This is a genomic window from Fibrobacter sp. UWB11 (assembly GCF_900143015.1).
Taxonomy (GTDB): Bacteria; Fibrobacterota; Fibrobacteria; order Fibrobacterales; family Fibrobacteraceae; genus Fibrobacter.
Window position 1 is genome coordinate 623,391 of sequence record NZ_FSRT01000001.1, and the last position, 22,970, is coordinate 646,360.

At 43.4% G+C, this 22,970-nt stretch carries 18 protein-coding genes; 14 read left to right on the top strand and 4 right to left on the bottom strand.

Annotated elements, in window-relative coordinates:
* Positions 1 to 22 precede the first annotated feature (22 nt).
* The 5 genes from BUQ91_RS02755 (at position 23) to BUQ91_RS02775 (ending at position 9,277) form a co-directional block, all read left to right on the top strand.
* Positions 23 to 766, top strand: coding sequence for a hypothetical protein (locus BUQ91_RS02755; protein WP_139299676.1), 744 nt, complete (start codon positions 23 to 25; stop codon positions 764 to 766).
* Between the two features lie 84 nt (positions 767 to 850).
* Entirely contained in the window at positions 851 to 1,861 is a 1,011-nt protein-coding gene (locus BUQ91_RS02760; RefSeq protein ID WP_074208062.1) for a helix-turn-helix transcriptional regulator, read from the top strand.
* Between the two features lie 54 nt (positions 1,862 to 1,915).
* Positions 1,916 to 4,603: a PD-(D/E)XK nuclease family protein gene (locus BUQ91_RS02765; protein WP_074208063.1), complete on the top strand. Its 2,688-nt coding sequence runs from the start codon at positions 1,916 to 1,918 to the stop codon at positions 4,601 to 4,603.
* Positions 4,603 to 7,875: a UvrD-helicase domain-containing protein gene (locus BUQ91_RS02770; protein WP_074208064.1), complete on the top strand. Its 3,273-nt coding sequence runs from the start codon at positions 4,603 to 4,605 to the stop codon at positions 7,873 to 7,875. The genes BUQ91_RS02765 and BUQ91_RS02770 overlap by 1 nt, the downstream gene beginning before the upstream one ends.
* 454 nt (positions 7,876 to 8,329) lie before the next feature.
* Positions 8,330 to 9,277 carry an Rpn family recombination-promoting nuclease/putative transposase gene (locus tag BUQ91_RS02775; protein ID WP_074208065.1) on the top strand — a complete coding sequence of 316 codons (948 nt, stop codon included), beginning with the start codon at positions 8,330 to 8,332 and terminating at the stop codon, positions 9,275 to 9,277.
* Between the two features lie 69 nt (positions 9,278 to 9,346).
* Here BUQ91_RS02775 and BUQ91_RS02780 read toward each other — a convergent pair whose 3' ends face one another.
* The gene (locus tag BUQ91_RS02780; protein ID WP_074208066.1) at positions 9,347 to 10,780 is read right to left on the bottom strand and encodes an alanine/glycine:cation symporter family protein; all 1,434 of its coding nucleotides are present in this window, start codon (positions 10,778 to 10,780) and stop codon (positions 9,347 to 9,349) included.
* 50 nt (positions 10,781 to 10,830) lie between these two features.
* On the opposite strand from BUQ91_RS02780, the gene BUQ91_RS02785 reads away from it, so the two are divergent.
* The 6 genes from BUQ91_RS02785 (at position 10,831) to BUQ91_RS02810 (ending at position 18,178) form a co-directional block, all read left to right on the top strand.
* Complete coding sequence (locus BUQ91_RS02785; protein WP_074208067.1) at positions 10,831 to 12,039, top strand: pyridoxal phosphate-dependent aminotransferase; 1,209 nt, start codon at positions 10,831 to 10,833, stop codon at positions 12,037 to 12,039.
* A gap of 161 nt (positions 12,040 to 12,200) precedes the next feature.
* Positions 12,201 to 13,574, top strand: coding sequence for an alpha/beta fold hydrolase (locus tag BUQ91_RS02790; protein WP_074208068.1), 1,374 nt, complete (start codon positions 12,201 to 12,203; stop codon positions 13,572 to 13,574).
* Positions 13,575 to 13,622: 48 nt separating this feature from the next.
* The gene (locus BUQ91_RS02795; protein ID WP_254794297.1) at positions 13,623 to 14,804 is read left to right on the top strand and encodes a hypothetical protein; all 1,182 of its coding nucleotides are present in this window, start codon (positions 13,623 to 13,625) and stop codon (positions 14,802 to 14,804) included.
* Between the two features lie 8 nt (positions 14,805 to 14,812).
* Positions 14,813 to 15,157 carry a MetQ/NlpA family ABC transporter substrate-binding protein gene (locus tag BUQ91_RS02800; protein ID WP_074208069.1) on the top strand — a complete coding sequence of 115 codons (345 nt, stop codon included), beginning with the start codon at positions 14,813 to 14,815 and terminating at the stop codon, positions 15,155 to 15,157.
* 45 nt (positions 15,158 to 15,202) lie between these two features.
* Positions 15,203 to 16,618 (top strand): MATE family efflux transporter, encoded by a 1,416-nt coding sequence (locus tag BUQ91_RS02805; RefSeq protein WP_074208070.1) that lies wholly within the window; start codon positions 15,203 to 15,205, stop codon positions 16,616 to 16,618.
* A gap of 147 nt (positions 16,619 to 16,765) precedes the next feature.
* Positions 16,766 to 18,178, top strand: a complete 1,413-nt coding sequence (locus BUQ91_RS02810; protein WP_074208071.1) for a glycoside hydrolase family 16 protein — start codon at positions 16,766 to 16,768, stop codon at positions 18,176 to 18,178.
* Positions 18,179 to 18,181: 3 nt separating this feature from the next.
* Here the strand turns inward: BUQ91_RS02810 and BUQ91_RS02815 are convergent, their stop codons facing one another.
* Both BUQ91_RS02815 and BUQ91_RS02820 read right to left on the bottom strand, forming a co-directional pair.
* The gene (locus BUQ91_RS02815) at positions 18,182 to 18,952 is read right to left on the bottom strand and encodes a lysoplasmalogenase family protein (RefSeq protein ID WP_074208072.1); all 771 of its coding nucleotides are present in this window, start codon (positions 18,950 to 18,952) and stop codon (positions 18,182 to 18,184) included.
* Between the two features lie 48 nt (positions 18,953 to 19,000).
* Positions 19,001 to 19,240, bottom strand: a complete 240-nt coding sequence (locus BUQ91_RS02820) for a DUF1653 domain-containing protein (RefSeq protein ID WP_072827269.1) — start codon at positions 19,238 to 19,240, stop codon at positions 19,001 to 19,003.
* A gap of 207 nt (positions 19,241 to 19,447) precedes the next feature.
* Here BUQ91_RS02820 and BUQ91_RS02825 point away from each other — a divergent pair, with 207 nt between their 5' ends.
* Together BUQ91_RS02825 and BUQ91_RS02830 are read left to right on the top strand one after the other, a co-directional pair.
* The gene (locus BUQ91_RS02825) at positions 19,448 to 20,434 is read left to right on the top strand and encodes a nucleotidyltransferase family protein (RefSeq protein WP_074208073.1); all 987 of its coding nucleotides are present in this window, start codon (positions 19,448 to 19,450) and stop codon (positions 20,432 to 20,434) included.
* Between the two features lie 46 nt (positions 20,435 to 20,480).
* Positions 20,481 to 21,188: a DUF4230 domain-containing protein gene (locus BUQ91_RS02830; protein WP_083601125.1), complete on the top strand. Its 708-nt coding sequence runs from the start codon at positions 20,481 to 20,483 to the stop codon at positions 21,186 to 21,188.
* Positions 21,189 to 21,425: 237 nt separating this feature from the next.
* Here the strand turns inward: BUQ91_RS02830 and BUQ91_RS02835 are convergent, their stop codons facing one another.
* The gene (locus BUQ91_RS02835; RefSeq protein ID WP_074208074.1) at positions 21,426 to 21,956 is read right to left on the bottom strand and encodes a GNAT family N-acetyltransferase; all 531 of its coding nucleotides are present in this window, start codon (positions 21,954 to 21,956) and stop codon (positions 21,426 to 21,428) included.
* 81 nt (positions 21,957 to 22,037) lie between these two features.
* On the opposite strand from BUQ91_RS02835, the gene BUQ91_RS02840 reads away from it, so the two are divergent.
* Positions 22,038 to 22,964, top strand: a complete 927-nt coding sequence (locus BUQ91_RS02840; RefSeq protein WP_074208075.1) for an MBL fold metallo-hydrolase — start codon at positions 22,038 to 22,040, stop codon at positions 22,962 to 22,964.
* The last annotated feature ends 6 nt before the right edge of the window (positions 22,965 to 22,970 follow it).

Genomic DNA, 22,970 nt, shown 5'->3' on the forward strand with positions numbered 1-22,970 from the left:
TAACACTTAACAAGGAGTCGCTATGAATCGTAATATATACATGCTTGCAAGGCGTACGGACTGGAAGGTTCTTGAAAATTTTTACAAGGATCTCGGAGACGATGGCTTGAAAAAAGTCGAGAAAATGAAGCGATTTCGCGACGCTAAATACGACGAGAATGCCGATGAGCCTGGTTCCGCGCATGATATGCGTTATGCAGCTGTGAACTGGGAATTTCTAATCGATCGCTATGTAGTGCAGGGATTGAAATTTGTCTGGACAGATGAAAATCTTGACAAGTTGATTCGGCTCGATCAGCACATCCGCAAACTAGAATATGAAATGTACCAAAAATTCATCGAGATCAAGCAGAATCTGGACGGCCTCATTGCGCAGGGATTTGATGTTTACAAAGATTACCAGGTTACAGGCGAAATCCGTTACGATGCGCTTTATATCGATGACGATGAACACAAACAGAAATACGACTGGATTTGCGAGTTGCTACAGGGTTATGCGGATATGCGTGCACTCAATAGCTTCTCCTTTGGCGATGGGCAAGAACCAGAAGACCCGCGTAATAGCGAAAATTACATTTTCGAAGGAAAAAAGGGAAAATGTCAAAGAAGGAGTGAATGGCTAAATTACGATTATTTCGTAAAAAACGGAATGACTGCATTCCTTTATCACTTAATGGTTGATTTAAGTCATAGTCTCTATTCGTACAATGACATCGTGAATATGGACCTGAGGTGTTTTTACATCAACTATGATATTTCTTTTTAGGAGTAAACGATAGGAATAAAAACTATGCGACGCTATTTGTCATATTTTATATATATTTAATGGAAAATAAATCCAGGAGAAAATATGGCAGATATGACTCGCGGCGAAAGGACGGTGCAACTCTTTGCGAAGGTGATTTCAAACCCTGACAAGAAATTTACCGTTAGCGATTTGATGACTTCGTTTGAAATTCCCGAGGGCGAACGTCGCAATGTTCAGCGTGACATGAGGTTCCTTTCGGAAATGGATGGCGGTCGCTATATTGCTGTTGAAACGGTGGGGCGCACGGCTTATTATACTTCGGCACTCCGCAATGCAGAAAGGCTCCTGTTCCCGAACTTCGAAAACACGATGCTGCATTTCGTATTTCTGAAACGAATTGCGAACATTTATCCGGCTACTAGCGAAATCATCTCGCAACTTCTGGAACGCATCGAAAAAAGTTTGCCGCATAGTGAACAGAAGTCGCTCCAGTTGCTTGGTGATGCTCTAAACACCAAAATTCTTTTTATGGGTGCTCCGCCGGATTTTGAAGAGGATTCCAGTGAAAAAATCCGGATTATTTTGCAGGCCGTTCACGAACATCGCAAAATCGATGTGACCTACAAAACGGAAGATGGTGAAAGACAATCGACCCGAATCCCGCTAATGATCATCATCTACGAAGATGACCTCTATGTGGGTTGCCAACGACAGGACGGCGATACCTATACGCTCAAGTTCCGCCGAATCAAGAATGTCAAGCTGTCAAAAGAACCATTTGTCGAAGACCCAAAGGTCCTTGACAAACTCCGCAAACAGGTGATGTCTGGGGTGGTGTTGATGGGGAGCCAGGAGCCGAAACTTGAAGATATAGAGATTGAGTTCAAGAGCCGGACAATCCTTTATCTCGACGAAAATCCGTTTAACCGCTCCATGCGAATCGGCAAGCCGAAAAACGGAAAGGTTACGGTGAAACTGAAAGCCGAAATAAATAATCTCTTGTTCAACTGGATCGTTTCTTTTACGGATGCTGCTTGCGTTAAAAAGCCGGTCTCTTTACGTAATCGTCTCAGAAACTACGCTAAATTTTTAATGGAAAATTACGGGGAGTAATTTTTGCCGTTTTTGTAAAAAACACAGTATTTTATAACAAAAGGGGATTTCAATATGAATGTGTATTATAATCCAGCGTACAGTGGTTTTGTCTATACGGGATTGACGGATGGTCAGGTCTTTTTTAATTCAACAGTATGCAATACGAATTCGCTTGTTGACTTGATTGCCCTTCATGCGGGTGTGGATTTCCCGGTGGCATCAAATATTGACCGTATCCTTGATTACTACAAGGCGATGTTGGAATACAATAAAGTTAATCCAGGTAATCTTTTTGAAAAATCTTTTAAGGTTGATAGTTTTAATACGGCAAAGGAATGCTTAAAGTGGCGTGACGCGATGATACTTGCTGGGTGGCAACCTGGTAAAAATGATGTATCGGAGCGTATGAAGGTCTTTGCAGGGATCGAGAAGAACTTCCATTCCATTTCCAATGGCGAAAAATTGCTGCGTATAATAGAAACGGTTGAGAAAGGCTGCAATTTGCCTGAGAATTTGGAAATTATTACGCCGTTTGATTACGCTTGCTTTAAACCGGCTGAAGTTTATCTTTTGGAGGCGTTGAAAAAGAGAATTGGTGATGATAAAGTTCATTCCAACAATAATCTCCCGCAGAATTCCAACAATCTCCGCAAAGTCGCCAATATCTTAGTTGAAAACAAGCCTGATGCAATATCGCTTGACGGCGACAAATCCTTGGAACTTCTTTGTTTTGCTGAAAAGAAAGAGGCTCTTCAATATCTAAGTCAGCTTAATGCGGATGATTATTCTGTTTGGATAAACAGGGATAACCGCGCTTTTGACAACTATTTGATTCAAGTTCAGAAGCCGACATGTGGCTCCAGCGATAAAGGTGTCAGCCAAATTTCGGAATTGCCAATCATTGGACTTGCGCTTTTTACTAGACCTCTGAACTTGAACGCCATTATCAACTGGTTGACTGTTCCTAAGAGCCCTCTTAGCACAAAGTTTAGGAATGAACTTATTAATGCAATCGTTAGTAGCGGTGGATATTTCAATGATGCATGTCGTAAGTGCCTCCGCGAAGCTGAGGATAAAGATAAAGAACGGATTAAGTATTTCCTTCCAGATATTTCGAAACCAAAAGAAGCGATTAGTGACAATCCAATTAAAAAGTCGGTAATTCTCGATTATGTAAAACAGCTTTCTCAATGGATTAATGCTAATCTACACATGGAGATGAATGGTTTTGAAAAGAATCACTTGACGGGGGCTCAGTCGATATGTTCTGCAATGGCGCGAATATTGGAACTGATTGATGCCGATGAAGTTTCTTATGATGATTTGATTTTGAATTTTGATTCCATTTCGACAGAAATAGAATCTGAACTTTCTGAAAGTAAGGTTGGTTGCCAGAATCTCATTTCTTCGAGTTCCAATATTGCCTCGCTTGCCGACTCTACGATTTGGTGCGATTTTTACAATTCTGATGAAATGGCTCTGTCATACGACTTCCTTTTGCCTCAAGAAAAAGAGGCTCTGAAGGAAAATGTGTGGACGAGTGAAAACGAGCAGAAATTTAATCGTTTGAATAAGTTGTTGCCATTCTTGCTTACCCAAAACAAGCTGACCTTGGTTACTGTGAAAAAGGATGGCACAAAGGATGTTGTTAAAGATCCGATTTTGATTCGTCTTGAAAAGAATATGGACAAGGAATTGACAAAAGAATCGTTGTCATTAAAACAGACTTTGGGTATTTCAACGGAAGCGATTGAACAATTCAATAATCGTCATCAGAATGAAGATGGAACGATTCGTTTTGAACGAAAAGATTTGGTATCGTTTCCTCAAACAGAAAGTTTTAGTTCCATTTCAACCTTGATTGACAATCCGTTTGATTATGTTTTTAACAAAGTTATAAAATTGAGAAAGTTGGGAAGTGCTGCTATGTCAGCTGTGTTCACAACAAAGGGTACGGTTGCTCATGCTATTATTGCAAAATTATTTGACCCAGAAAAAGGAGGTTCTCCAGCTGCAATAAGGAATCGTATTGATTCTGATTTTGACAAGGTCTTTGATGAGACTGTTCTTGAATGTGGTGGAATTCTTTTGCAACCAGAAAATCTTTCCGAAAAAAATGTTTTTAAGAAAGATATGAATAGTTGCGTAATAAAGCTGTGCAATTTTATTGAAAAAAATGGCCTGAGTGTTGTTGCATGCGAAAAAGAATATAAAGATGTTCTGCTTCCGGAATTTGAATCTCAAGAAATTCTTTTTGACGGCTTCATAGACATGCTTTTGGAAGATCAATCTGGTAAAACGGTCATTTTTGACTTTAAGTATTCTCCCAAGAAGGACAAATACGAAAAATGGATAAAGAACAACAAGTCCATGCAACTTGCCCTCTATAAAGGCTTGGTGGAAAGGACTTCTGATAAAAATGTCAAGGCCAAAGCGTACGTACTTTTACCCGATATTAAAGTCATTACTGCTGCTGATTTGATTGGAGCCTCTTTTAAAACGAATGTTGAACGAGAGGGAGATTTGCTTGAAGAAATGAGCAATTCCTATGAATACCGCAAAGTGCAAATCAAAAACGGCATTGTTGAAGATGGTGAAGGTCTGATTTTCCCTCAGGATGATGTTAAAATATCTTATGCGCTTGATATGGGGAAAAAAACTCTTGTCCCTTTGGATGCTGAAGAAAAACTCAAAAATAAAACTTGGGAAAAAACTCCTAACACTTACAGCGATTACGCATTTTTTAAGGCAGGTAAATAATGAATCACGTTACGTATATTAGTGCAGGTGCTGGTAGTGGAAAAACATACACTTTGACATCCATTCTTGCTGATTTAATTGTTAAGGAAAAGTCTACTCCTGATCAGTTTATCCTGACAACTTTTACCGAAGCCGCTGCAAGTGAATTTAGGGAAAAAGCTAAAGCTAAAATTTATGAGCATACTGAGTATGGCAAATATGCCGAAGCTGCGGAAAAACTTGATCAATCTATGATTGGAACAGTTGATAGTATCGCCAATAAGTTTGTGCAAAAATATTGGTATTTGCTTGGAGTTAGTCCTGATCAGAAACTGATTGATGATGACCAGAAAAAAATCTTCATAAGCCAAGTCTTACAATCGGTCACTTCTATTAAGGATGAATCCGGTAATTCGCCTGAAGAAGATTTCTTTGTTGAATTCTGCAAAGAATTTAATATTGGTTATCCTTTTGGTAGTGACAAATTTGGGCTGAATTATGATTTCTGGAAAGATGATGTCCGTGAAATTTTTGAAAAAGTTCAAAGCTTCAATATTTCTGATTTAAAAGAGAGCCGAGGAAAATCCATCGCTTACGCCACCGAAATTACTGGTGAAAAAGATTTGGTTGGTGTTGAAGAAGAAGTTTCAGAGCTTCTAAAAGAAATTGAAGATGTTGATAGAACTGTTACGAGGCCATCGAAAGATAGAACTGAAAAAATAAAGAAATTCAAACATTTGCTTTCAAATGAACTAAAGCTTTGCGATTTAGCATGTTTTAAAACATTTATAGATAAATTACCGAAAGCTTTTAATAACTGTAATAAAAAGGATGAGGTTTCGGATTCCCTCGCTTATGTTTATTTATCAAAAAAAGTCCGTGATTTGGTTCTTAAGTACATTGATTTGATTTTTGACTATGTAGAAAAAGCTCAGGAAGAATTCAAAAAGTTTAAGGAAAAACGCCATCTTATCGACTTTGTTGATATGGAAACGCGATTCCTAGAGCTTTTAGAAAAGGAAGAAGTTCGGCAGGATATCCGTAACACCTACAAGTATGTATTCGTTGACGAGTTCCAGGATAGTAGCCCTCTTCAGGTCAAAATTTTTGACAAGCTTTCTGAAATAGTTGGGCGTGATGAATGTGACGATTTCGTTGTTACCATTGGATCTGACAAAGATGCCAATGAATTCCATATTCACAATAGCATTTGGGTTGGTGATTTTAAACAGGCTATTTATGGATTCCGCGGAGCCGATACCGACTTGACAAAAGCTGTTGCTGACATTATCGCACAAAAGCAATCGTCATCGCCAAAGCAATTTAAAATTCATACGTTAAAAAAGAGTTTCCGCTCTTTAGAAAATATCGTGAATTTCACGAATGAACTTTTTGTTCCCGCTTTTGAAGGAACTTTAAAGAAAGAAGAAGTTGAGCTTATAGCTCATCGTCCACAAGACAATGCGGTAAAAAGTCTCAAATGTTGGGAGATTGAAGGCAAAAATGCCGAAGATCAATCAAAAAATTTGGCTTTGCAAATTGCGAAACGTCTTAAAAATGGCGAAAAGCCCTCTGATTATGCAGTTTTGGCTCGAAGAGGGGCTCCGTTGGATAAGCTTTCCGATGCTTTGAAAGCGCTTAATATCCCTGTATGCAGAACTATTGAAATTGATGAAAATCGAGATGAACTTGCTTTGGTTTCTGCACTGATGAATCTTGTTGCGAATGATTTTGATAATTATTCTAGAGCTGTTGTTGCTTTTTTGACTCAAAAGGGATTTGATGCAGGATGTATAATTGATGCAAAACTTGAGTTTGATAAGTCCTATCAGGATAATAAGAACTGTCCTAAGTATTTGTCTGATAATCTGATTCTTGCAAAGTTTACGGAGCGTCGTGATTTCTACAAAACACTGACAATTCATAATTTGGTGGAAAGCTTAATTGTTGATCTCGACTTGTATTCTGTTGGTCGTAGTTGGGAAAATGCTGTTGGTACTGACGAATGCTTTGCGGCTTTGATCGAAGCTTCGTACGATTACGAGGAACGCTGTTCCCAAATAGGCGTTTCGCCGACTATTAGTGGCTATATCGATTACTGCAAAAACAATGCAAAATCGGCTGGCTCCAAGGACGGTGTGGTTCTATCGACATTCCATCATTCAAAAGGGCTTGAATGGAAAAAGGTGATTCTCCTTGAACTTGATGAAGACGTTGAAGACGAAAATAAAAGAATCAAGTATGATGTTTTGGGCGTCCAGAATTACCATGACGTTGCTCCATCTGAAAGTAGTCTTTATCCTCCGATGATTATCAATTTGATGCCGAATTTGTTTACGGGTAATACGAAAGTTGCTGTAGACATGGCTGAAAAGATTAAGACGTCGAAGTTTTTCGAATCGTCTCGCCAGAGATTCTTCTCCGAAACGATTCGCTTGCTTTATGTTGCAATCACTCGTGCTAAGGACGAATTGATTTTGACTTTAGACGAGAAAAATCCTTTGCAAGTATTCTCCTGCTTGAATTGCAAAGTTCTTGACGCTGCTAATTGCGAAAGTGGTAAAGATGTCAGCTTATTCGGCTTTAAAGACCAAGCGTTTGACGAAAAATTAAAATTCTTGTTTGAAAACGATAAATTGTCCGAGGGTGATTCTTATCAGGTCGAAAAACCTGAAAAATTAGTTTTCAAGAAAAACGAAAAAATCGAAACAGCCAATCGCGACCAACAGCCGAGTAAGGTAAAACCATGTCGAAAGGTAACCGCGAACATCGTGTTTGATTCTAGTAGTCGTATTAAAGCGAATCCGGATGAAATGGACAAGTTTGGTACGTGTATCCATAATATTTTCTGCGTGTTGGAAAAATCTCCGACCGTGGAAACGGTTGAACGAATTATCAAGAATCATCAGATGGAAACTGCGCTTCCGCAACCCGGTGATGTCCTAAACGCATGGCGAAATCTTGAAAAGTTCTTGGCTGATACATATGGTGCTAAGGTCGCAACTTATCATGAACTTCCGTTTAAGCATATGCACGATGGCCAGATTTTCAATGGAGAGATGGACCTTGTGTGGGAAACGGATAAAGGCGTAGTTCTTGTGGACTTTAAGTCGTATCCTGGAAACAAAAATGATGTCGTTACCGAAAATAACAAACACTATGCGGGAATGTATGCAGGGCAGTTTGAATGCTATGAACGTGCGTTAAAGGCTGCTGGCAAGAATGTCCTTGCAAGGCTGGTTTATTACCATGTCCTTGGCGTGGTTGTGGAATTAAAATTAGATGAAGAATAATCATGGAATCCGTAAGGTGCGCACGGGTAGCCTTGCAATATAGCCCGACTCGCATGTATGCGGGGAACGCCCAAAAGAAAAATATGAATATAGCAGGCCGCGTGAACGACCTGCTTTTTCTATTTATTCCGTTAAAATCTGCCAAAACTTCGGCCCCTTGCACGCAAAGTTTTGAAGTGGTATATTCATGGTATTGATAGCATTTCGTCCTGCTGACAGCGTATTCGATCCGGGCAGGTTGTTTCACTATCTGCTTGACGCCGACCTCCCTTTGTTTCGCTTGGCAGGCGAAAATATTCGAGGCAGCATACACCCTATGGGGAAACTGGCCCCCTGGCGATCAACGTAGAGCTCCGTCTGTCATAAGAAAAATATGGTAGACGTAAAGCCTTGTCGTTAAAGGTTTTGTTTAACCATTCAAAAAGGACATCTCGCTCGGCGGGATGAATCAAATATGGATTGTTCTCAGCACTATAAAATGCTCAAGGATATGGAAAAGGATCCGAAGAATCTTGCCAAGTATCAAAAAATGTACAAGTACGCTTATCTTTTAAGTGATGGCGTTTTCAAGATTGTATTCACGGAGGAAAAGTCGCATTCGCTTCTTATTTCGCTGTTGAATGCGATGCTTGACTTGCATGGTGGTGATGCCATCGGGGAAATTTCGCTGGAAATGCAGGAATTCCCGGGTATTTTCAATAAGAAAAATTGTATTGTCGATATCATTGGCACGACCAATGCTGGCGAAAAGGTTCTTGTTGAAATTCAACAGCAAAAGGACAAGTTTTTCAAGGATCGCGTAGAATACTATGTATCTCGTGTTATTGAAAATCAGGTTCATAAGAGCGAAAAATTTGAATTGCCACATATCTATTTTCTTGGACTTCTGGATTTTGAACTTTTCCCAGAAGAAGAACATGAATACATCCATCATGTCGATGAAATGTGTCATGGCAAGAAGTTCTTCCCGAAGGTTCAGAAGGTTTTCGTGGAAATCGAAAAGTTTTTCAAACTTGAGAAGTTGGGATTTACCAAGGATGACGAGTCTGATGCCGCTCAGTGGCTACGTGCTATCAGGGTTGTTATCAAGGAAGAACCTGCTCCTGAAAAAATTATGCAGAATGAAACGTTTAGGCGGTTGCTTGAATCGGTGAAATTGATTAATTTTGCAGAGGAGCTTTTCAACTGCGAGGTAAAGAAAATGACGGATGTGATGGCTGAACGCGAAAACGCTTTTGCCGAAGGCAGGGCGGAAGGCTTTGCTGAAGGGGCTTCTACCGAGCGTACAAAAGCGGATAAGGAAAAACGCGAAATGGCGAAAAGTCTCAAGGAACAGAATGTAGATGTTTCTATAATCGCTAAATCGACAGGTTTTTCTGAAGAAGAAATTCTCAGTTTATAGCTATTACAGTCTTTAAGAATGCAAAACAGCAGGCCGCATGAACGACCTGCTTTTTCTTGTATTGCTTTTTTACAGCTTTTGTCCTGGATTCCAGTAGTCGGTGGGTTGCTCGACGCCGCATTCTTTTGCGATGTAGATGGGTTCGAGGCCTTTCTTCTTTTGGTCGGTGTAGTTCTTGAGGGCCTTGATGGCGATTGGCGAGAGTATCAAGATGACGGGGATGTTCACGAGGACCATGAGGCCTTGGCAAAGGTCTGCGCTGTCCCAGGCAAACGATGCGCTGGAGGTGGCGCCTAAGAAGACGATGGCGGTTGCGATGGTCTTGAATACGTTGCGGATTTTCTTGGTGGGGCGTCTGTTCAAGATGAAACGGAGGCAGCCTTCGGTGTAGTAGTAGTTTCCAATGAGCGTGGTGTAGCCAAAGAGGCACATGGAGAATGTGATGAAGATGGCGCCGTTGCTGCCGAGAACGGAGGCGAGAGACTTTTGTACGTAAATGATTCCCGAGATGTCCTTGCTGGGCTCGATGTTGGTCGAGAGGCACATGAGGGCTGTGGCGGAGCAGATGAGGAGCGTGTCGATGAATACGGAAAGCGATTGTACGAGGCCTTGCTTGACGGGGTGCGAGACGCTTGCGCTTGCGCTCGCGTTCGGGGCGGAACCCATACCTGCTTCGTTGGAGTAGAGGCCGCGCTTGATGCCGTACATGATGCAGCTTCCGGCGAAGCCGCCAAATCCAGCGTCAAACGAAAATGCGTTTTGGAAAATTGTGCCGAGCATGGCGGGAATGTTCGAGATGTTGTATATGACGATGCCGAAGGCGACGATGACGTAGATGGTTCCCATGAAAGGAACGAGGTAGCTTGTGATGGTGGAAATTTTCTTGGCGCCTTCCCAGATGCAAAATGCGAAGAGGGCGGCTAAAATAAATCCGACGATGAACGGTGTCGATGCTTTGTCGTAGAATTTGTATCCGGTAAGGGAGTCTTGAATGTTGTACGAAGCGAGCAGGTTGTAGCCCACGATGTAGGTGAGGAGCACAAAGCCTGAGAAGAGAACGCCTAGCCAGCGCTTACCAAGTGCGGTCTGGATGTAGTAGGAAGGTCCGCCGTAAGAGTGTCCTGTGACATCGTCATGACGCTTGTAAATCTGGGCGAGGGTGGATTCTACGAATGCAGATGCTGCGCCGAGGATGGCAATGACCCACATCCAGAAAATGGCGCCCGGGCCGCCGAGGCAAATGGCCGAAGATACGCCGACGATGTTTCCGGTGCCGACGCGGGAGGCGGTCGAGACCATCAATGCCGCAAATGACGAAATCCCGTGTTCATGCAGGGGCCTTTCGCGGGTGACACGGAATGTTTCGATCAGATAGCGGACTTGCGGAAATCCCAAGCGGACAGAAAGGAATACCCCGGCAACAATCAAAAAGAGCGGGACGATGTAGAAATCGTAAAGGGCGGTGTTTAGCGCCGAAACAATGGGATGTAAGGGATTAACCATAGAATTCTCCTATTGGATAAATAGTAGAAAATTTTTTAAATTTCTCCGCCATGCAACCGTTAAGTCAACGCACCGAAACTTTTACCGATTCCGTTATCCGTCGAATGACTCGCATCGCAAATGCGTGCGGGGCAATTAATTTGTCACAGGGATTCCCTGATTTTGACCCGCCAGAGACGCTCACGAAGCGTCTTTCGGAGGTGGCTTTGACGGGCCCGCACCAATATGCGATTACTTTTGGCGCGCAGAATTTCCGTGAAGCGCTGAGCGAAAAGCAGTTCCATTTTAGCGGGTTGCGTTACGATCCGCAAAAAGAGATTGTGATTACTTGCGGCAGTACCGAAGCGATGATGGCTTCGATGATGTCGGTCTGCAATCCGGGCGATAAGGTGGTGTTGTTCTCGCCGTTTTACGAGAACTATTCTGCAGATACGATTTTGTGCGGGGCGACTCCGGTTTATGTGCCGCTTTCGCCGGTGGATTTGAGCTTTGATGCGAATGTGCTTGAAAGTGCGATGGCGCAGCCGGGCGTGAAGGCGCTTGTGTTATGCAATCCGGCAAACCCGAGCGGTAAAGTCTTTACGCACGAAGAACTTTCAATTATCGCCTCGCTTGCCATTAAGTACGATTTGTATGTGATTACGGACGAAGTTTACGAGCATATCGTTTTTGCTCCGCATCGCCATACTTACATCGCAACGCTCCCGGGAATGTTCGAACGCACGATTGAATGTAGCAGCTTGAGCAAGACATATTCGATTACGGGCTGGCGCTTGGGTTATGTGCTTGCTGCAGAACCCATCATGGAACGCATCAAGAAAGTTCACGACTTTTTGACGGTGGGTGCGGCGGCTCCGCTGATGGAAGCTGCTGTGACAGCGCTCCGTTTTGACGACTCATACTATACGGGTTTGCAGGCGCATTACACGCACATGAAGGATGTGTTTACGAATGGACTCCGCAATCTTGGTTTACGTTTTACCGAACCGCAAGGCGCTTACTTTGTACTCGTTGATGTTTCGGAATTCGGATACGGTCGCCGCGAATCTTGTAGCGCTTCGAAATGCGCGGCCGGCACATTGCCCGATGAACAATTCTGCATCGATATGGCGCAGAAGGTGGGCGTCGCGGCTGTTCCGGGCTCAAGCTTCTTCCGCGAACCGGTGGACCATCTTGTGCGTCTGCATTTCGCGAAGAAAGACGAAACGCTCTACGAAGCACTCAATCGCTTGGAAAATTTGAAAAAGTTGAAACGATAGCTTGTGTGAATTAATTTGTAATTGAAAGGTGTGGCGGAATGCTGCTCCTTTTTTAGTTATAAAAAAATTGTATCATCAGTAATGAAATAATGGTATTGGACAAAAGCCTTTATAGAATCTATCATTGTGCGTGCTAAAACAACACAATAATGGAGGATTCAATGTATATCTTTAAAAACCGTACGAAACTTTCGACTATTATTTTAGCTTCTATCCTTTCACTTTCTGCATGTTCTGATGACGATTCAAATTCTGTCGCTCCTTCAACCTCTGAAGAACATGAACATCATGCTACGGAAGAACACTCCAGTGCCGCCGATGAACATTCCCATCACGCAACGGAATCTGGTGACCATAAATCTGAATCAAGTGGCTTGACACTTGGCGATGAAAATATTAAAGATGGCATCATCTTCTTGCAGGATACGACTATTAATGGCGTTTTGACGGTAAATGCTTCAACGCCTGGCGCAACCGTTCTGAAAAATGTCAAGGTTACGGGCAACTTGTTAATCAAGCGCTCTGGCCGTGTCGATTTTTCGGGCAGTGCCGATGTAGTTCATGTGGGTAGCAGTAATACGGATGTCTATGCTTTTGAAGACAACGCAAAAGTGAATGGTCATCATTTTATGGGCAAGAACAATACCTTCACGACCAAGAGATTTTCGGATTACCAGAAAGTTGATTGGACCGAAAAGGCCGCGCATTTATCTACAGGAATCCACTTTGCTTATACGGTTACGGGTGATGAAAAGGGAGCTCCGGTTATCTTGATTCATGGCCTTGTCGATGGGCGTGTTTCCTGGTCGCAGGTGGCTCCACAGCTTGCCAAGAAGGGCTATCGTGTATATGTTCCTGAATTGCGAGGCAACGGAAAGACGGACAAGCCAATTGAAGAATCGGCGTATTCAATCAAGGAATTGGCAAAGGATATCGCAGCTTTTATCGATAAGCTTGAATTGAACAAACCGCATATTGTTGGACATTCTTTTGGTTCATTTGTGGCGCAGGAATTGTCTATTTCGTATGCGGATAAAATCGGTTCCATCACATTGATTGGCTCGGCGGCCTCTGTGGATAAGAAAAATGCTACGATTGATTGGCTCTTGAACGGAACGGATGATAAATTATTCGATGGCGTTTATGCTTATGATTCAACGCAAAAGCTTCCTGATACATTCTATGAAAAGTGGGGCAATAGCACGAATCCGGATAAGGATTTCCAGACCGCACACTTGGAACATTTGCATCAAGTCCCTTATTATGCTTGGAAATTCCTTGTCAAAAACTTTGTAGCTGTTGACAATGCAAAGCGCCTTTCTTCGATTTCTTCGAATGTGCAAATTATTTGGGGCTCAAAAGACGCTATATTCGATAAAAAGTCGCAGGAAACTTTGCAAAAGGGTCTCGATAAGGCAATAAGCATCGAATTTCATGAAATCAAGGACGCCGATCACAATACACATTTGGGTTCCAAAGCCGCTGTAGAAACGGTAACGGACTATATCGACAACTTTATCAAGGGCGTCAAGTAATTATTAATTATGGGGAGGAGTATCTGTAAAAAGATACTCCTTTGTGTTATGAATAAAATAATTTTATCATGCGTTTTATTGTTTGCGGGTGTCGCTTTTTCTGAAATTCGCCCGAAGTTGGACCTCTCTGGGATGGTGATGGTCCACGCTTATGCCGATTGGAATACGGATGAGCCTAAGGTTACGCACCGTTTTGAATCTATGCTAGATTTGGACTTTGACCTTCGTTTTAACGATCGCTGGTCTGCATGGCTTGAACTCGAAGCGATGGGGATGGCGATGAACGGAATGGAGGATATGGAAGGAATGGACATGGGTGATGAATCGTCTATGGATCCCGTAAATCCTGCTGTTGTCTTTAATGGCGCGTATATTCAATACACTCGTTCGGAACGCACTTTCTTTCGCGTTGGTGACTTGAAATTTTTTGAAGGTATTTTCAAGAATTATTATGATTTCGGGGATCCGCGCGATGACGCTGCAGGCATTTCGCAAAAGACGATTCGCGGTTTAGAATTCCAGTGGAACGGATTGCAATTTGATATAGGTTTTGGCACTGCGGGCAATGACCAAAGTTGCCATTACCATTTCATGTTTGGCGAGTACATGGGAATGGATTGTCTGGAAGGTTATACGTATGAAGTTCATGCGGCGTACGACTTAGAAATTGCAAATCAAGTTTTCCGTCCTTATTTTGATTACAAAAGCTATCAGCGTAAAGACTACAATGAACTTTATGCAGGCTTGGATGTATCGCTATCTTTGGGAAACTTTGCTTTCCACGGGTTGTACGGATTTCATTCGGTATTCCTCGCAAGTAACGATGCTGTCTCGAACCACGTCTTGCTTGTAGAACCGTCATTTGATATTTCGAGATTTTGCATAGTGGGCTCTTTGTTCTATGCGTTCATCGATGACCCTGTGCGCACAAGTCTAGAAATTACCTCGCGTCCGGAATACTTTTTTGCTTTCATTGAACCGAGTGTTGCCGTGAACGAGTTCTGGACCATCGGGCTTCCGCTGGAATTGCATACAAATACATTAGATAAAAAGGACGACTTAGGCTCTGTACGCGTGGGTGGGCGATTCTACTTCAATGTGCCTGATTTCAAAATTGATATCATCTCGATGGTGCTTGTCGATATCCCGTATGGCGATGATTGGCCGTCCGAAGGGAATAAGAATGATCCTTCCTTTATTTTTGGTGTAGAAGCGATGTTTGATTTCTAGGAATTCATATGAAAAAGATTGTATTACTTTGTATTTTGCTGAGTTCCCTTGCGATGGCTCGTTTTGATTGCTGTGCCCGCAAACGCGCAACTGTCAAAAAAGAGGAAACGTCATTGACGTTTTCTGTGGGTGTAGTTCGCGCAGAAGATGAGTCCCTGCTGAAGAAGGCTTCATCTTCGCTTGCCAAGGAATCTATCACGTTACAGATAAAAAAGTGGGATGCCAAAGAACACGCTAACGAGGCGCTTGCCAAGGGCTTTGTCGATGGCCTGTATATCGATAGCCTTTGGTTTAACTCGGATTCAGATAAGAAAGAAGTTTTCTTGAGGCTGAAAAAAGAAATAGGAAAGTAAAATCGGCTGTCGCGCGGTCTTTGATTGTTCTATCTTTGCGTGGCTATGGTTGATGCTATTTTTAATAGGTTCTATAAACCTTCGAAATTCAAGAAGAACGGGGACGTGAAGGATGTGCTTGTGGTAGCACTTCCGATGCTTCTGTCCATGTCGTTTGATACGTTCATGACGTTCATCGATCGCTTGTTCCTCTCGAAACTTGGCCCCGCTGAAATGAATGCGGCGCTTGGGGCGGGGGCGGTGCAGCTTGCGCTCACGATGTTTTTTACGGGGGCGATTAGCTATACGACGGCAATGGTGGCGCAGCGCCTGGGCGGTAAAAAACGCTGGGATTGCGCCCGCGTGTTCATGCAGTCGGTGTACCTGTCGCTGATTTCAGTGCCGCTTTTGTACCTCACGATTCCGCTGGGGCATTTTGCGTTTGGACTGGAGCATTTGCCGGCGGACCAGCTTGAATACCAGAAGACGTATTTTAACATTTTGATGTTCGGTGGTGTAATCAACTTGTTGCGTAATGCCGCGCCGTGCTTCTTTAGCGGTATTGGCGAAACCAAGGTCGTGATGAAGGCTGCTTTCGTTGGCATGATTGTGAACGTGGCCTGCAACTTTGTATTGATTTATGGCTACGGTCCGATTCCTGCGATGGGCGTTGCGGGCGCTGCTTATGGCACGCTCATTGGCAATGTGGTTTCTACGGTGATTCTGTTTGCGAAGTTCTTTAGCAATAGTTGCCACCGCCGTTTCCGCACGCGTTTTGCGTTTGCGTTTAGCTGGCCATTGACCCGTGAACTTTTACAAAAGGGCATTCCGTCTGGCGTCGAGATGTTCTTGAACATGGCAGCGTTCCAGTCGTTGATTTTGATGTTCCATGCGCTTGGGCCTGAGGCGGCGACCGCGTCTTCGATCATGTTCAACTGGGACTTGGTGGCGTATGTGCCGCTGATGGGGTTGGAAGTTGCGTCGACGAGTTTGGTGGGGCGCTATGTGGGTGCCAAGAATGCCGCTGCGGCGACGCGTTCGACTTATTCTGGGCTTAAACTCGGCTGGGGCTATTCCTTGGTGATGGGTATTTTCTTCATCTTCTTGCCGGGAGTGCTGACGGATATCTTTAAGCCGGATGTTGCCGAGGCTACGGAAAGTGCGCTTGCGATTTTTAATGCGGCTCGTCCGATGAGCATGTTCATGTTGCGAATAGCGACGTTCTACATCTTTGTTGAAGTCCTGCTTGTGATTTATGCAGGCGCGCTTCGCGGTGCAGGCGATACGGTTTGGGTGATGTTTGCGTGCGGTATCATGAACTGGTTCGTGGCGATTGCCTTGTACATCGTGGCTTACGTCTTCCATCTGCCGGCCCATTACGCTTGGATTGTCGTGGTTGCCGTTTATAGCACGGCTCCGGTGATTTTTTGGCGCCGTTGGAAGAGTGGCAAGTGGCGCAGACACGTGATGAACGCTAAGTAAAGCTCAAAAATCGTAGATTTGGGGCTTTTTTACAACTTTTAACTAGGCTTATCGAAGTGCTGTAGGTATATTTATAAGACCTGCGGCATTTTTGTTTTTGGTGTGGGCTATTTTTGCAGAGGTCGTGGGTGAGGATTGGAATTGGATATGAAAAAGAATCACGTCATTGCGAGTATCGTGGCGCTCGCCTCTATCGCTTTTGCTGCCCCGCCGTCTAATTTTAGCGGTTGGGATCTCGTTTTTGAAGACAATTTTGATGGAACTTCTTTGGATAAAAAGAAGTGGAATCCGACTTATAACTGGGGCCCTACGCACAACCACCGCGCCTATTGTGCCGAAGAAAACGTAATTGTATCCGATGGTACACTCAAGCTCAAGGGCGAAAAGAAGAAACATCCTAAGGCTACGGGGGACCGCTCTAAGGCGAAGTTCAACAACAAAGAAATCCCTGTTGATTACACTTCGGGTGCGATTGACACGAAGGGTAAATTTGAGGTCAAGTACGGCTATATCGAAGGCCGTTTCAAGGCCCCTTGGCAAAAGGGAACTTGGCCTGCGTTCTGGACGTTGCAAGACGGCTGGCCTCCAGAAATTGATATTCTTGAAATTCCTGCATCGCGCAAGCAGCACCATTACTACTTGCATTACACCGACCCGAGTTGGTACAACAGTCATGGTTCGGCGTGGGATCACGAAGCCTCTTTTGGCGGACATAAGGATGACAATGTGGACCGCTCGGCGGACTTCCACACGTATGCTGTGGAATGGGATGAGTCCACGCTTAGCTTCTATTTTGACGACAAAAAGTTTGCAAGTTACAATCGCCCGACCGAAATCAAGCAGCTTTCGGCTCAGTACATCATCGTGAATTTGGCGATTGGTGGCTGGGCAGGTGACGATATCGAAATTACGTCGGACAAACCTGCATATTTTGAAGCGGACTGGGTGCGTGTATGGCAGGCGAAACCCGCAAAGCCCGATACCGTGCGCATCATGTCGATGAATTTTGGTACATGCATGACGAGGACTGCTGAAGATAAACTTGCTCTTGGCGACTGCAGTGGTGATAATGCGATTGCGACGATAACTCCGCTTTCTTCGACGACTTACCGCATCAATTTTGGCGATATCTCGCTAGATACGCCGAATGAGTCAACCGATGCGGGTGTGACGATGGGGCTATACAAGTGGAACGGCGGCGGGCATCAAAAGGTGGTTATGGAAAAGCAATCCGGCTATGAGGGCTCCGTGGTGCGCATGAAAATGCAACACAGCAATATGTATCTGCGAGCAACGACGGATGGCGAACGCGTGGTGCAAAGTTGGGCTGATGACTGGGAATGGAACCAGATGTGGCGCTTGCTCAAGTCGGGTGATGAAATCCCGACGAAGGATCCTACGATTGGTTTGCGCGATGTCTCGCGAACACAAGCCCCTGCTTATGGCGCCAAAGTTTTCCGCAAGAATGGGATGCTTTACGTACAGTTCGGCGACGGGCTGCGGGGCGATAATTCCCGCGAAACCCGCACCTACGATTTCAAAGGTCGTTTGCAAAAGTAAGAACTATTCTTTTCTTTTGTATCCGCTGAGCCCGAGTAAAATCAGGGCCGGCGTATAGAAGTACCATACAAAGTTGTTGGCGACAGTCGCCACAATTTCTTGAACGCTGTGGTCATCGCCGGTTGCAAGTGAAATGCCCACGCAGGCGTCACAGCAGAAGAATAAAATCATGCCGCGCTTGATGTTTCTCGCGTTTTTGGCTGGGAAATAGCCCTTGCTCGGAACTTTGCAAGCAACAACTAGCGAGCAAATGAGGAATGCTGCGTAAGTTCCGATAATCGGGACTATCGGTCCTTCAAAAATGCGGAACAGGTGAAGTGCATTTAAAATGAACAAAACCGCGAATGGAATGCAAAGAATCCATGGTGAGCTGTTGTCAGTATCGCTCGTGCGCGTGTGACGGTAAATGAACAACGCCTGCACGACCATGAAAAAGCAGATGCCGAGTAACGTGTAATCGCTGCGGTGCTCAAGAATAGGGGCGTAATTGTGCATGATTTTCAAACAAAAATCTGCACAAAGCGCCATTGCAAAACCAGCCTGCAAAAAGCTGCGGTCGCGCTTGCAAAGACAATTCTCGCCGATGAAAAATACGACAATCGTCATGATTGCGGTAACGGCGAACTTGGCTATGTTCTGGTAGTTGCTGCTTTCGACGAGACATTGCTCGACGGCACCGCAGTTGTAAAATACAAGCCAATCCTTCACGAAGAAAGAAATCATGAGGATAGTAATGATAACTAAAAGTGATTTTATGAGTGTTTTCTTATTCATGGGGTGCAATATAATTAATTTGTTTTTTTTAGTTCCGGTGATAAAATTTTATTTGAGTTCAACGAGCTCAAAACGATATTTTTGCTTGACGTCCGGATATTTTTCATGATCGACTTCGCTTAGAAACATGGACTTTTCGCGGAGCCAAACCGTATTGTCGCCATAAAGAGCGCGGTAAATGACGTATTCATCTTCGGTCTCTGAATGTTTGGCGATACCTTCGACGATATAGAAACGATTTTTGAAGTGCCTGTAAACGGCGTGGATTTTGAGTTCTCTATTTTCCATAAATTTTATCCCAAATAATCAAGATTGATTTTTTTTCACGTTCTTGCGACTTGTTACAATTCGTGAAAATCTCTTTTACATCATGCGTAAATTTTTGAAATGCAAAAATTTATTTGTTTGGTAATTTACCTTATTTCGTGCGAATTCGCAAGAGCTTTTGTTATATTACTTTTTGTAAGCCATTCTAAATTGGCTTCGGGAGTAAAAATGATTTCTTTGAATGACTACTTGTTTTCTGGAAATACGGTGCTAAAAATTTTGCATCAATATTCGAATGATCTCAGAAACAGCGCGAAGGAAACTCATAATAGTATCGACCTTGCTCATTCAAATTTTCTGATACAGATTATTGAACTTTTGGAGCATAACGACTTCTTGACCTCGCAGTCTCAAAGAATAAAAGAGTTCTACAAGTACATGACGAGGGAGTATCCATTCCTTGCTTTTACGTTTAAAGGACGAATAAAGTCTTTAATCCGTGCCGAAGAAAAATTCAACGGATATATACTTGAATTTATCTATAATTACTACCAAAAGAACGGAACGTTCCCGTCTGAAGCCGAAATTAAAAGTAAGCTGAACTTCCGTGACTTGATTGCTTACCGTATTGTAATATCGATGCCCGCTTGCCATATCAAAAAGGGCGAGGACCGCACTGAAGTTGAACGGAAATATCTCTACGAAATCGCAAACGTCATGCCCGAGTTTTTGGAAGAACGTGGATTTACTCCGGAAATTTCTCGACATAAGGATGGCGGTCATTGCGATTTGCTAAAAGAAGCCGTTCAACCCTATTATCATGATTCGGTGGCGACTCCGCGAAGCTCCGGTTATCAATCGTTGCATATAACGATGTATGACAATCTTGCTCGTTGCTATACGGAAGTGCAACTTAGAACAAAGGATATGGATGACTTTGCAGAAATTGGTGAAGCAAACCACTTCGGTTACGAGAAAACGCAAGAAACAAGACGTTCCAAGCATGACCAAATCCCAAGTGGCGAATGTGTTTATTTTGACGAAGCGTACGAACGTTTGACAAAATTGCAGGAACTCGAACTTGCAAAACTTGATGTGAACATGTTCAAGGCTATCAACAACCAATTGATTAACGATGGTTGCGGACTTTTCAGAGGCAGACAGATTTTGCCGTTCGAACACTTGTCAAGATTCCAAAACGACTTGATAGATTAGAAACTTTTTGCGATATTTATGGATGCAAAAAGGAGAATGTCGGATTATGGATACTCAGTTGTGGAAACAAGTGACAAATTGCTTGACGAAGAAAAAAGTTATTGTAGTTGTTATTGTCTTCGTGCTCTTTGTGGGCTTGTTTTTTGCAACTAAATCCGTTGTGAAAATGTTGCTGCCTTCTGATTCTCGTAAAACTCAGATTACGAGTGAATTTGTATCGAGTCAAATTAACGGGATTTCGGAACTTGCGACACTCCATCACCATTACCGAAAAGTTGCCAATTATCAGGATGCGAAAAAGCTCTTGGTCTATATGCCCGATTGGCGGATTAATAAGTCTATCAAGGAATTTTCTTTAATATATCAAGGCGATGTCAAGATGGGTTACGACTTGACAAACGTTAAAATTGAAGTAGACTCTGTGACAAGGACTATTTTTATCCATCTCCCAGAACCGAAAATTTTGAGCCATAGTATTGACTTTGAAAGTATTCAAGTTCTATGGGAAAGACAAGGCTGGTTCAACGACATCAAGTTTGAAGACTTTAAGCAGTTCTTTATTTCAGAACAAAAGAAATACGAAAAAGAAAACTATGATGAGTTGAAGCGTTTGGCGAGTGAACGCGCTCAAAAAATTATTCGCTTAAATCTTGGCTCGAATATCAAGTTGGTTGAATCGCCTGAGAGTGACGAGAAATCGTTTATAGACAGATGGATTCGCCCCGAAGACGGATATCGGATAAAAATGCCGTAAAGTTTTATTGCTCTTGTTGCCGCTAAATTGACAATTCTTTTGATTTGTCAAATTTTGACATTTATAAAATGTATAATATTGTCAAAAAGGTGGTAAAAATGGAACAATTACTTTTTGGCTTGTTGATGTTTATCTATTTGTATTTGATTTTTGAAGTATCCTGTTATGTGGCGTCTGGCTTATGGAATTTGATACTGAAAACGTTATTCAGGGGCAGGCGCTTTTTGAAACTGTATGCTACGGATATTTCGCACCGGGAATGTCTTTGAGAATTTCTTTCCAAAAATCGCGGAATTCTTTGTCGGTGACGGTTCCACCTGCGGTGAGTAGACGGTAATGTTCGCCTTGCCAAACGTAATCGACGGGGACTGCTTCAAAGCCGTTGCGTTGGTAAAAGTTGCGGCGGCGGTTCCTGCGTTCGAGTTCCTCGGCATCTTTGGAATCTTCTTCGACTTCGATATCGACGACAATGCGAGAGTCCGGATGCTTTTCGCGGATGGCCTGCAAAATTTGAGAGCCGTACCCGCGACAGCGTAGTTCTGGTTTTACTGCAAAATAGACGATGTTCGTGATATCCCCATGCGAAATGGAATTTGAAAACCCGCAGAAAGAATCTTCATCGAAAAATGCCCAAAATTCTCGCTTGATTTTGTCATCGAGCAAATGCTTTATTGGAATGCGTTCGTTCGCCGGGAACGCCGATTCGTACAGCGCCTTGATCTGCGGAAACCAGGGGGCATCTCTTGTGACATCGAAAAACTGGAGCATTTGCAGAAAGAATAGGATAATGAGTCTTGTGTGTCAAGTTTGCAAATGTAATCCTGTGTCTTTTAGTATATATTTATTCTTATGAAACTGTTTGAAAATGAATTTATTCCTTTTGTCACGGCATTTGCTTTTGCGATTGCTGGCTGTAGCGACTCGAAAAATTCCACGAAGGATTCTGCGGAAAGTAAGTCTGCGGTAAATCTTGAGACTCCTGCAAAAATGACGACGCCTTCTGCTGCGGTGAACACGCCTGATGTCGAAGGAACCAAAACTATTACGCTTGCGAACGGTGCCTCGGTCACTTGGATTCAGGACAACGAGGGCAAAAAGCTGATGCCTCGTGAACTCTTCAGCGATACAAGCGACTCTCTTTACGAAAGTTTGAATATGCCTGCGGGTCTCCCTGCTTCAGTCAGCACGTTCTTGGTGAAGGTCGATGGCAAATACATCCTGTTTGACGCTGGTCTTGGTGCGTGGGGCGGACAGATGATGAAGCGTCTTGCTGCATTGAACGTGAATCCTGATTCCGTTGGGCTTGTCTATTTGACGCATTTCCATGCGGATCACATTGCGGGACTTGTGAAAAATGGCGATTCTGGGAAAATGGAGAAGGTCTTTAAGAATGCTGCTGTTTATGCGGGTAAGGTAGAATATGATGCTTGGATGAACGATATCCCGAAAAATGATTTGCAAAAGAACATTATGGCGCTATACAAGGATAGTCTTCATTTGTTTGCGTTCGGCGATAGCCTGCCGCATGGAGTGCTTGCGATGGATGCCGTGGGACATACGCCGGGACACGCTGCTTTCCAAATTTCAAATTTACTTGTAATTGGCGACTTGATGCACGGTTATGCTTTGCAAAAGAACCATCTCGAAATTAATTCCAATTACGATATGGATAAAGCTAAATCAGCCGAGAGCCGCAAACGCATTATGCAATACGCTCGCGATAACAAGCTCCTGATGGCGGGTATGCACTTGCCGCCTCCCGGATTCGCGGAGTAGCTGCTT

Bases quoted from the DNA above. Each gene is read 5' to 3' on its own strand.
- BUQ91_RS02835 (WP_074208074.1), bottom strand. From the start codon at position 21,956: ATGCTCCAGTTTTTCGATGTCACAAGAGATGCCCCCTGGTTTCCGCAG.
- BUQ91_RS02820 (WP_072827269.1), bottom strand. From the start codon at position 19,240: ATGGAAAATAGAGAACTCAAAATCCACGCCGTTTACAGGCACTTCAAA.
- BUQ91_RS02800 (WP_074208069.1), top strand. From the start codon at position 14,813: ATGAAAAAGATTGTATTACTTTGTATTTTGCTGAGTTCCCTTGCGATG.
- BUQ91_RS02780 (WP_074208066.1), bottom strand. From the start codon at position 10,780: ATGGTTAATCCCTTACATCCCATTGTTTCGGCGCTAAACACCGCCCTT.
- BUQ91_RS02815 (WP_074208072.1), bottom strand. From the start codon at position 18,952: ATGAATAAGAAAACACTCATAAAATCACTTTTAGTTATCATTACTATC.
- BUQ91_RS02810 (WP_074208071.1), top strand. From the start codon at position 16,766: ATGAAAAAGAATCACGTCATTGCGAGTATCGTGGCGCTCGCCTCTATC.
- BUQ91_RS02785 (WP_074208067.1), top strand. From the start codon at position 10,831: ATGCAACCGTTAAGTCAACGCACCGAAACTTTTACCGATTCCGTTATC.
- BUQ91_RS02775 (WP_074208065.1), top strand. From the start codon at position 8,330: ATGGATTGTTCTCAGCACTATAAAATGCTCAAGGATATGGAAAAGGAT.
- BUQ91_RS02760 (WP_074208062.1), top strand. From the start codon at position 851: ATGGCAGATATGACTCGCGGCGAAAGGACGGTGCAACTCTTTGCGAAG.
- BUQ91_RS02770 (WP_074208064.1), top strand. From the start codon at position 4,603: ATGAATCACGTTACGTATATTAGTGCAGGTGCTGGTAGTGGAAAAACA.
- BUQ91_RS02805 (WP_074208070.1), top strand. From the start codon at position 15,203: ATGGTTGATGCTATTTTTAATAGGTTCTATAAACCTTCGAAATTCAAG.
- BUQ91_RS02825 (WP_074208073.1), top strand. From the start codon at position 19,448: ATGATTTCTTTGAATGACTACTTGTTTTCTGGAAATACGGTGCTAAAA.
- BUQ91_RS02795 (WP_254794297.1), top strand. From the start codon at position 13,623: ATGAATAAAATAATTTTATCATGCGTTTTATTGTTTGCGGGTGTCGCT.
- BUQ91_RS02755 (WP_139299676.1), top strand. From the start codon at position 23: ATGAATCGTAATATATACATGCTTGCAAGGCGTACGGACTGGAAGGTT.
- BUQ91_RS02830 (WP_083601125.1), top strand. From the start codon at position 20,481: ATGGATACTCAGTTGTGGAAACAAGTGACAAATTGCTTGACGAAGAAA.
- BUQ91_RS02765 (WP_074208063.1), top strand. From the start codon at position 1,916: ATGAATGTGTATTATAATCCAGCGTACAGTGGTTTTGTCTATACGGGA.
- BUQ91_RS02840 (WP_074208075.1), top strand. From the start codon at position 22,038: ATGAAACTGTTTGAAAATGAATTTATTCCTTTTGTCACGGCATTTGCT.
- BUQ91_RS02790 (WP_074208068.1), top strand. From the start codon at position 12,201: ATGTATATCTTTAAAAACCGTACGAAACTTTCGACTATTATTTTAGCT.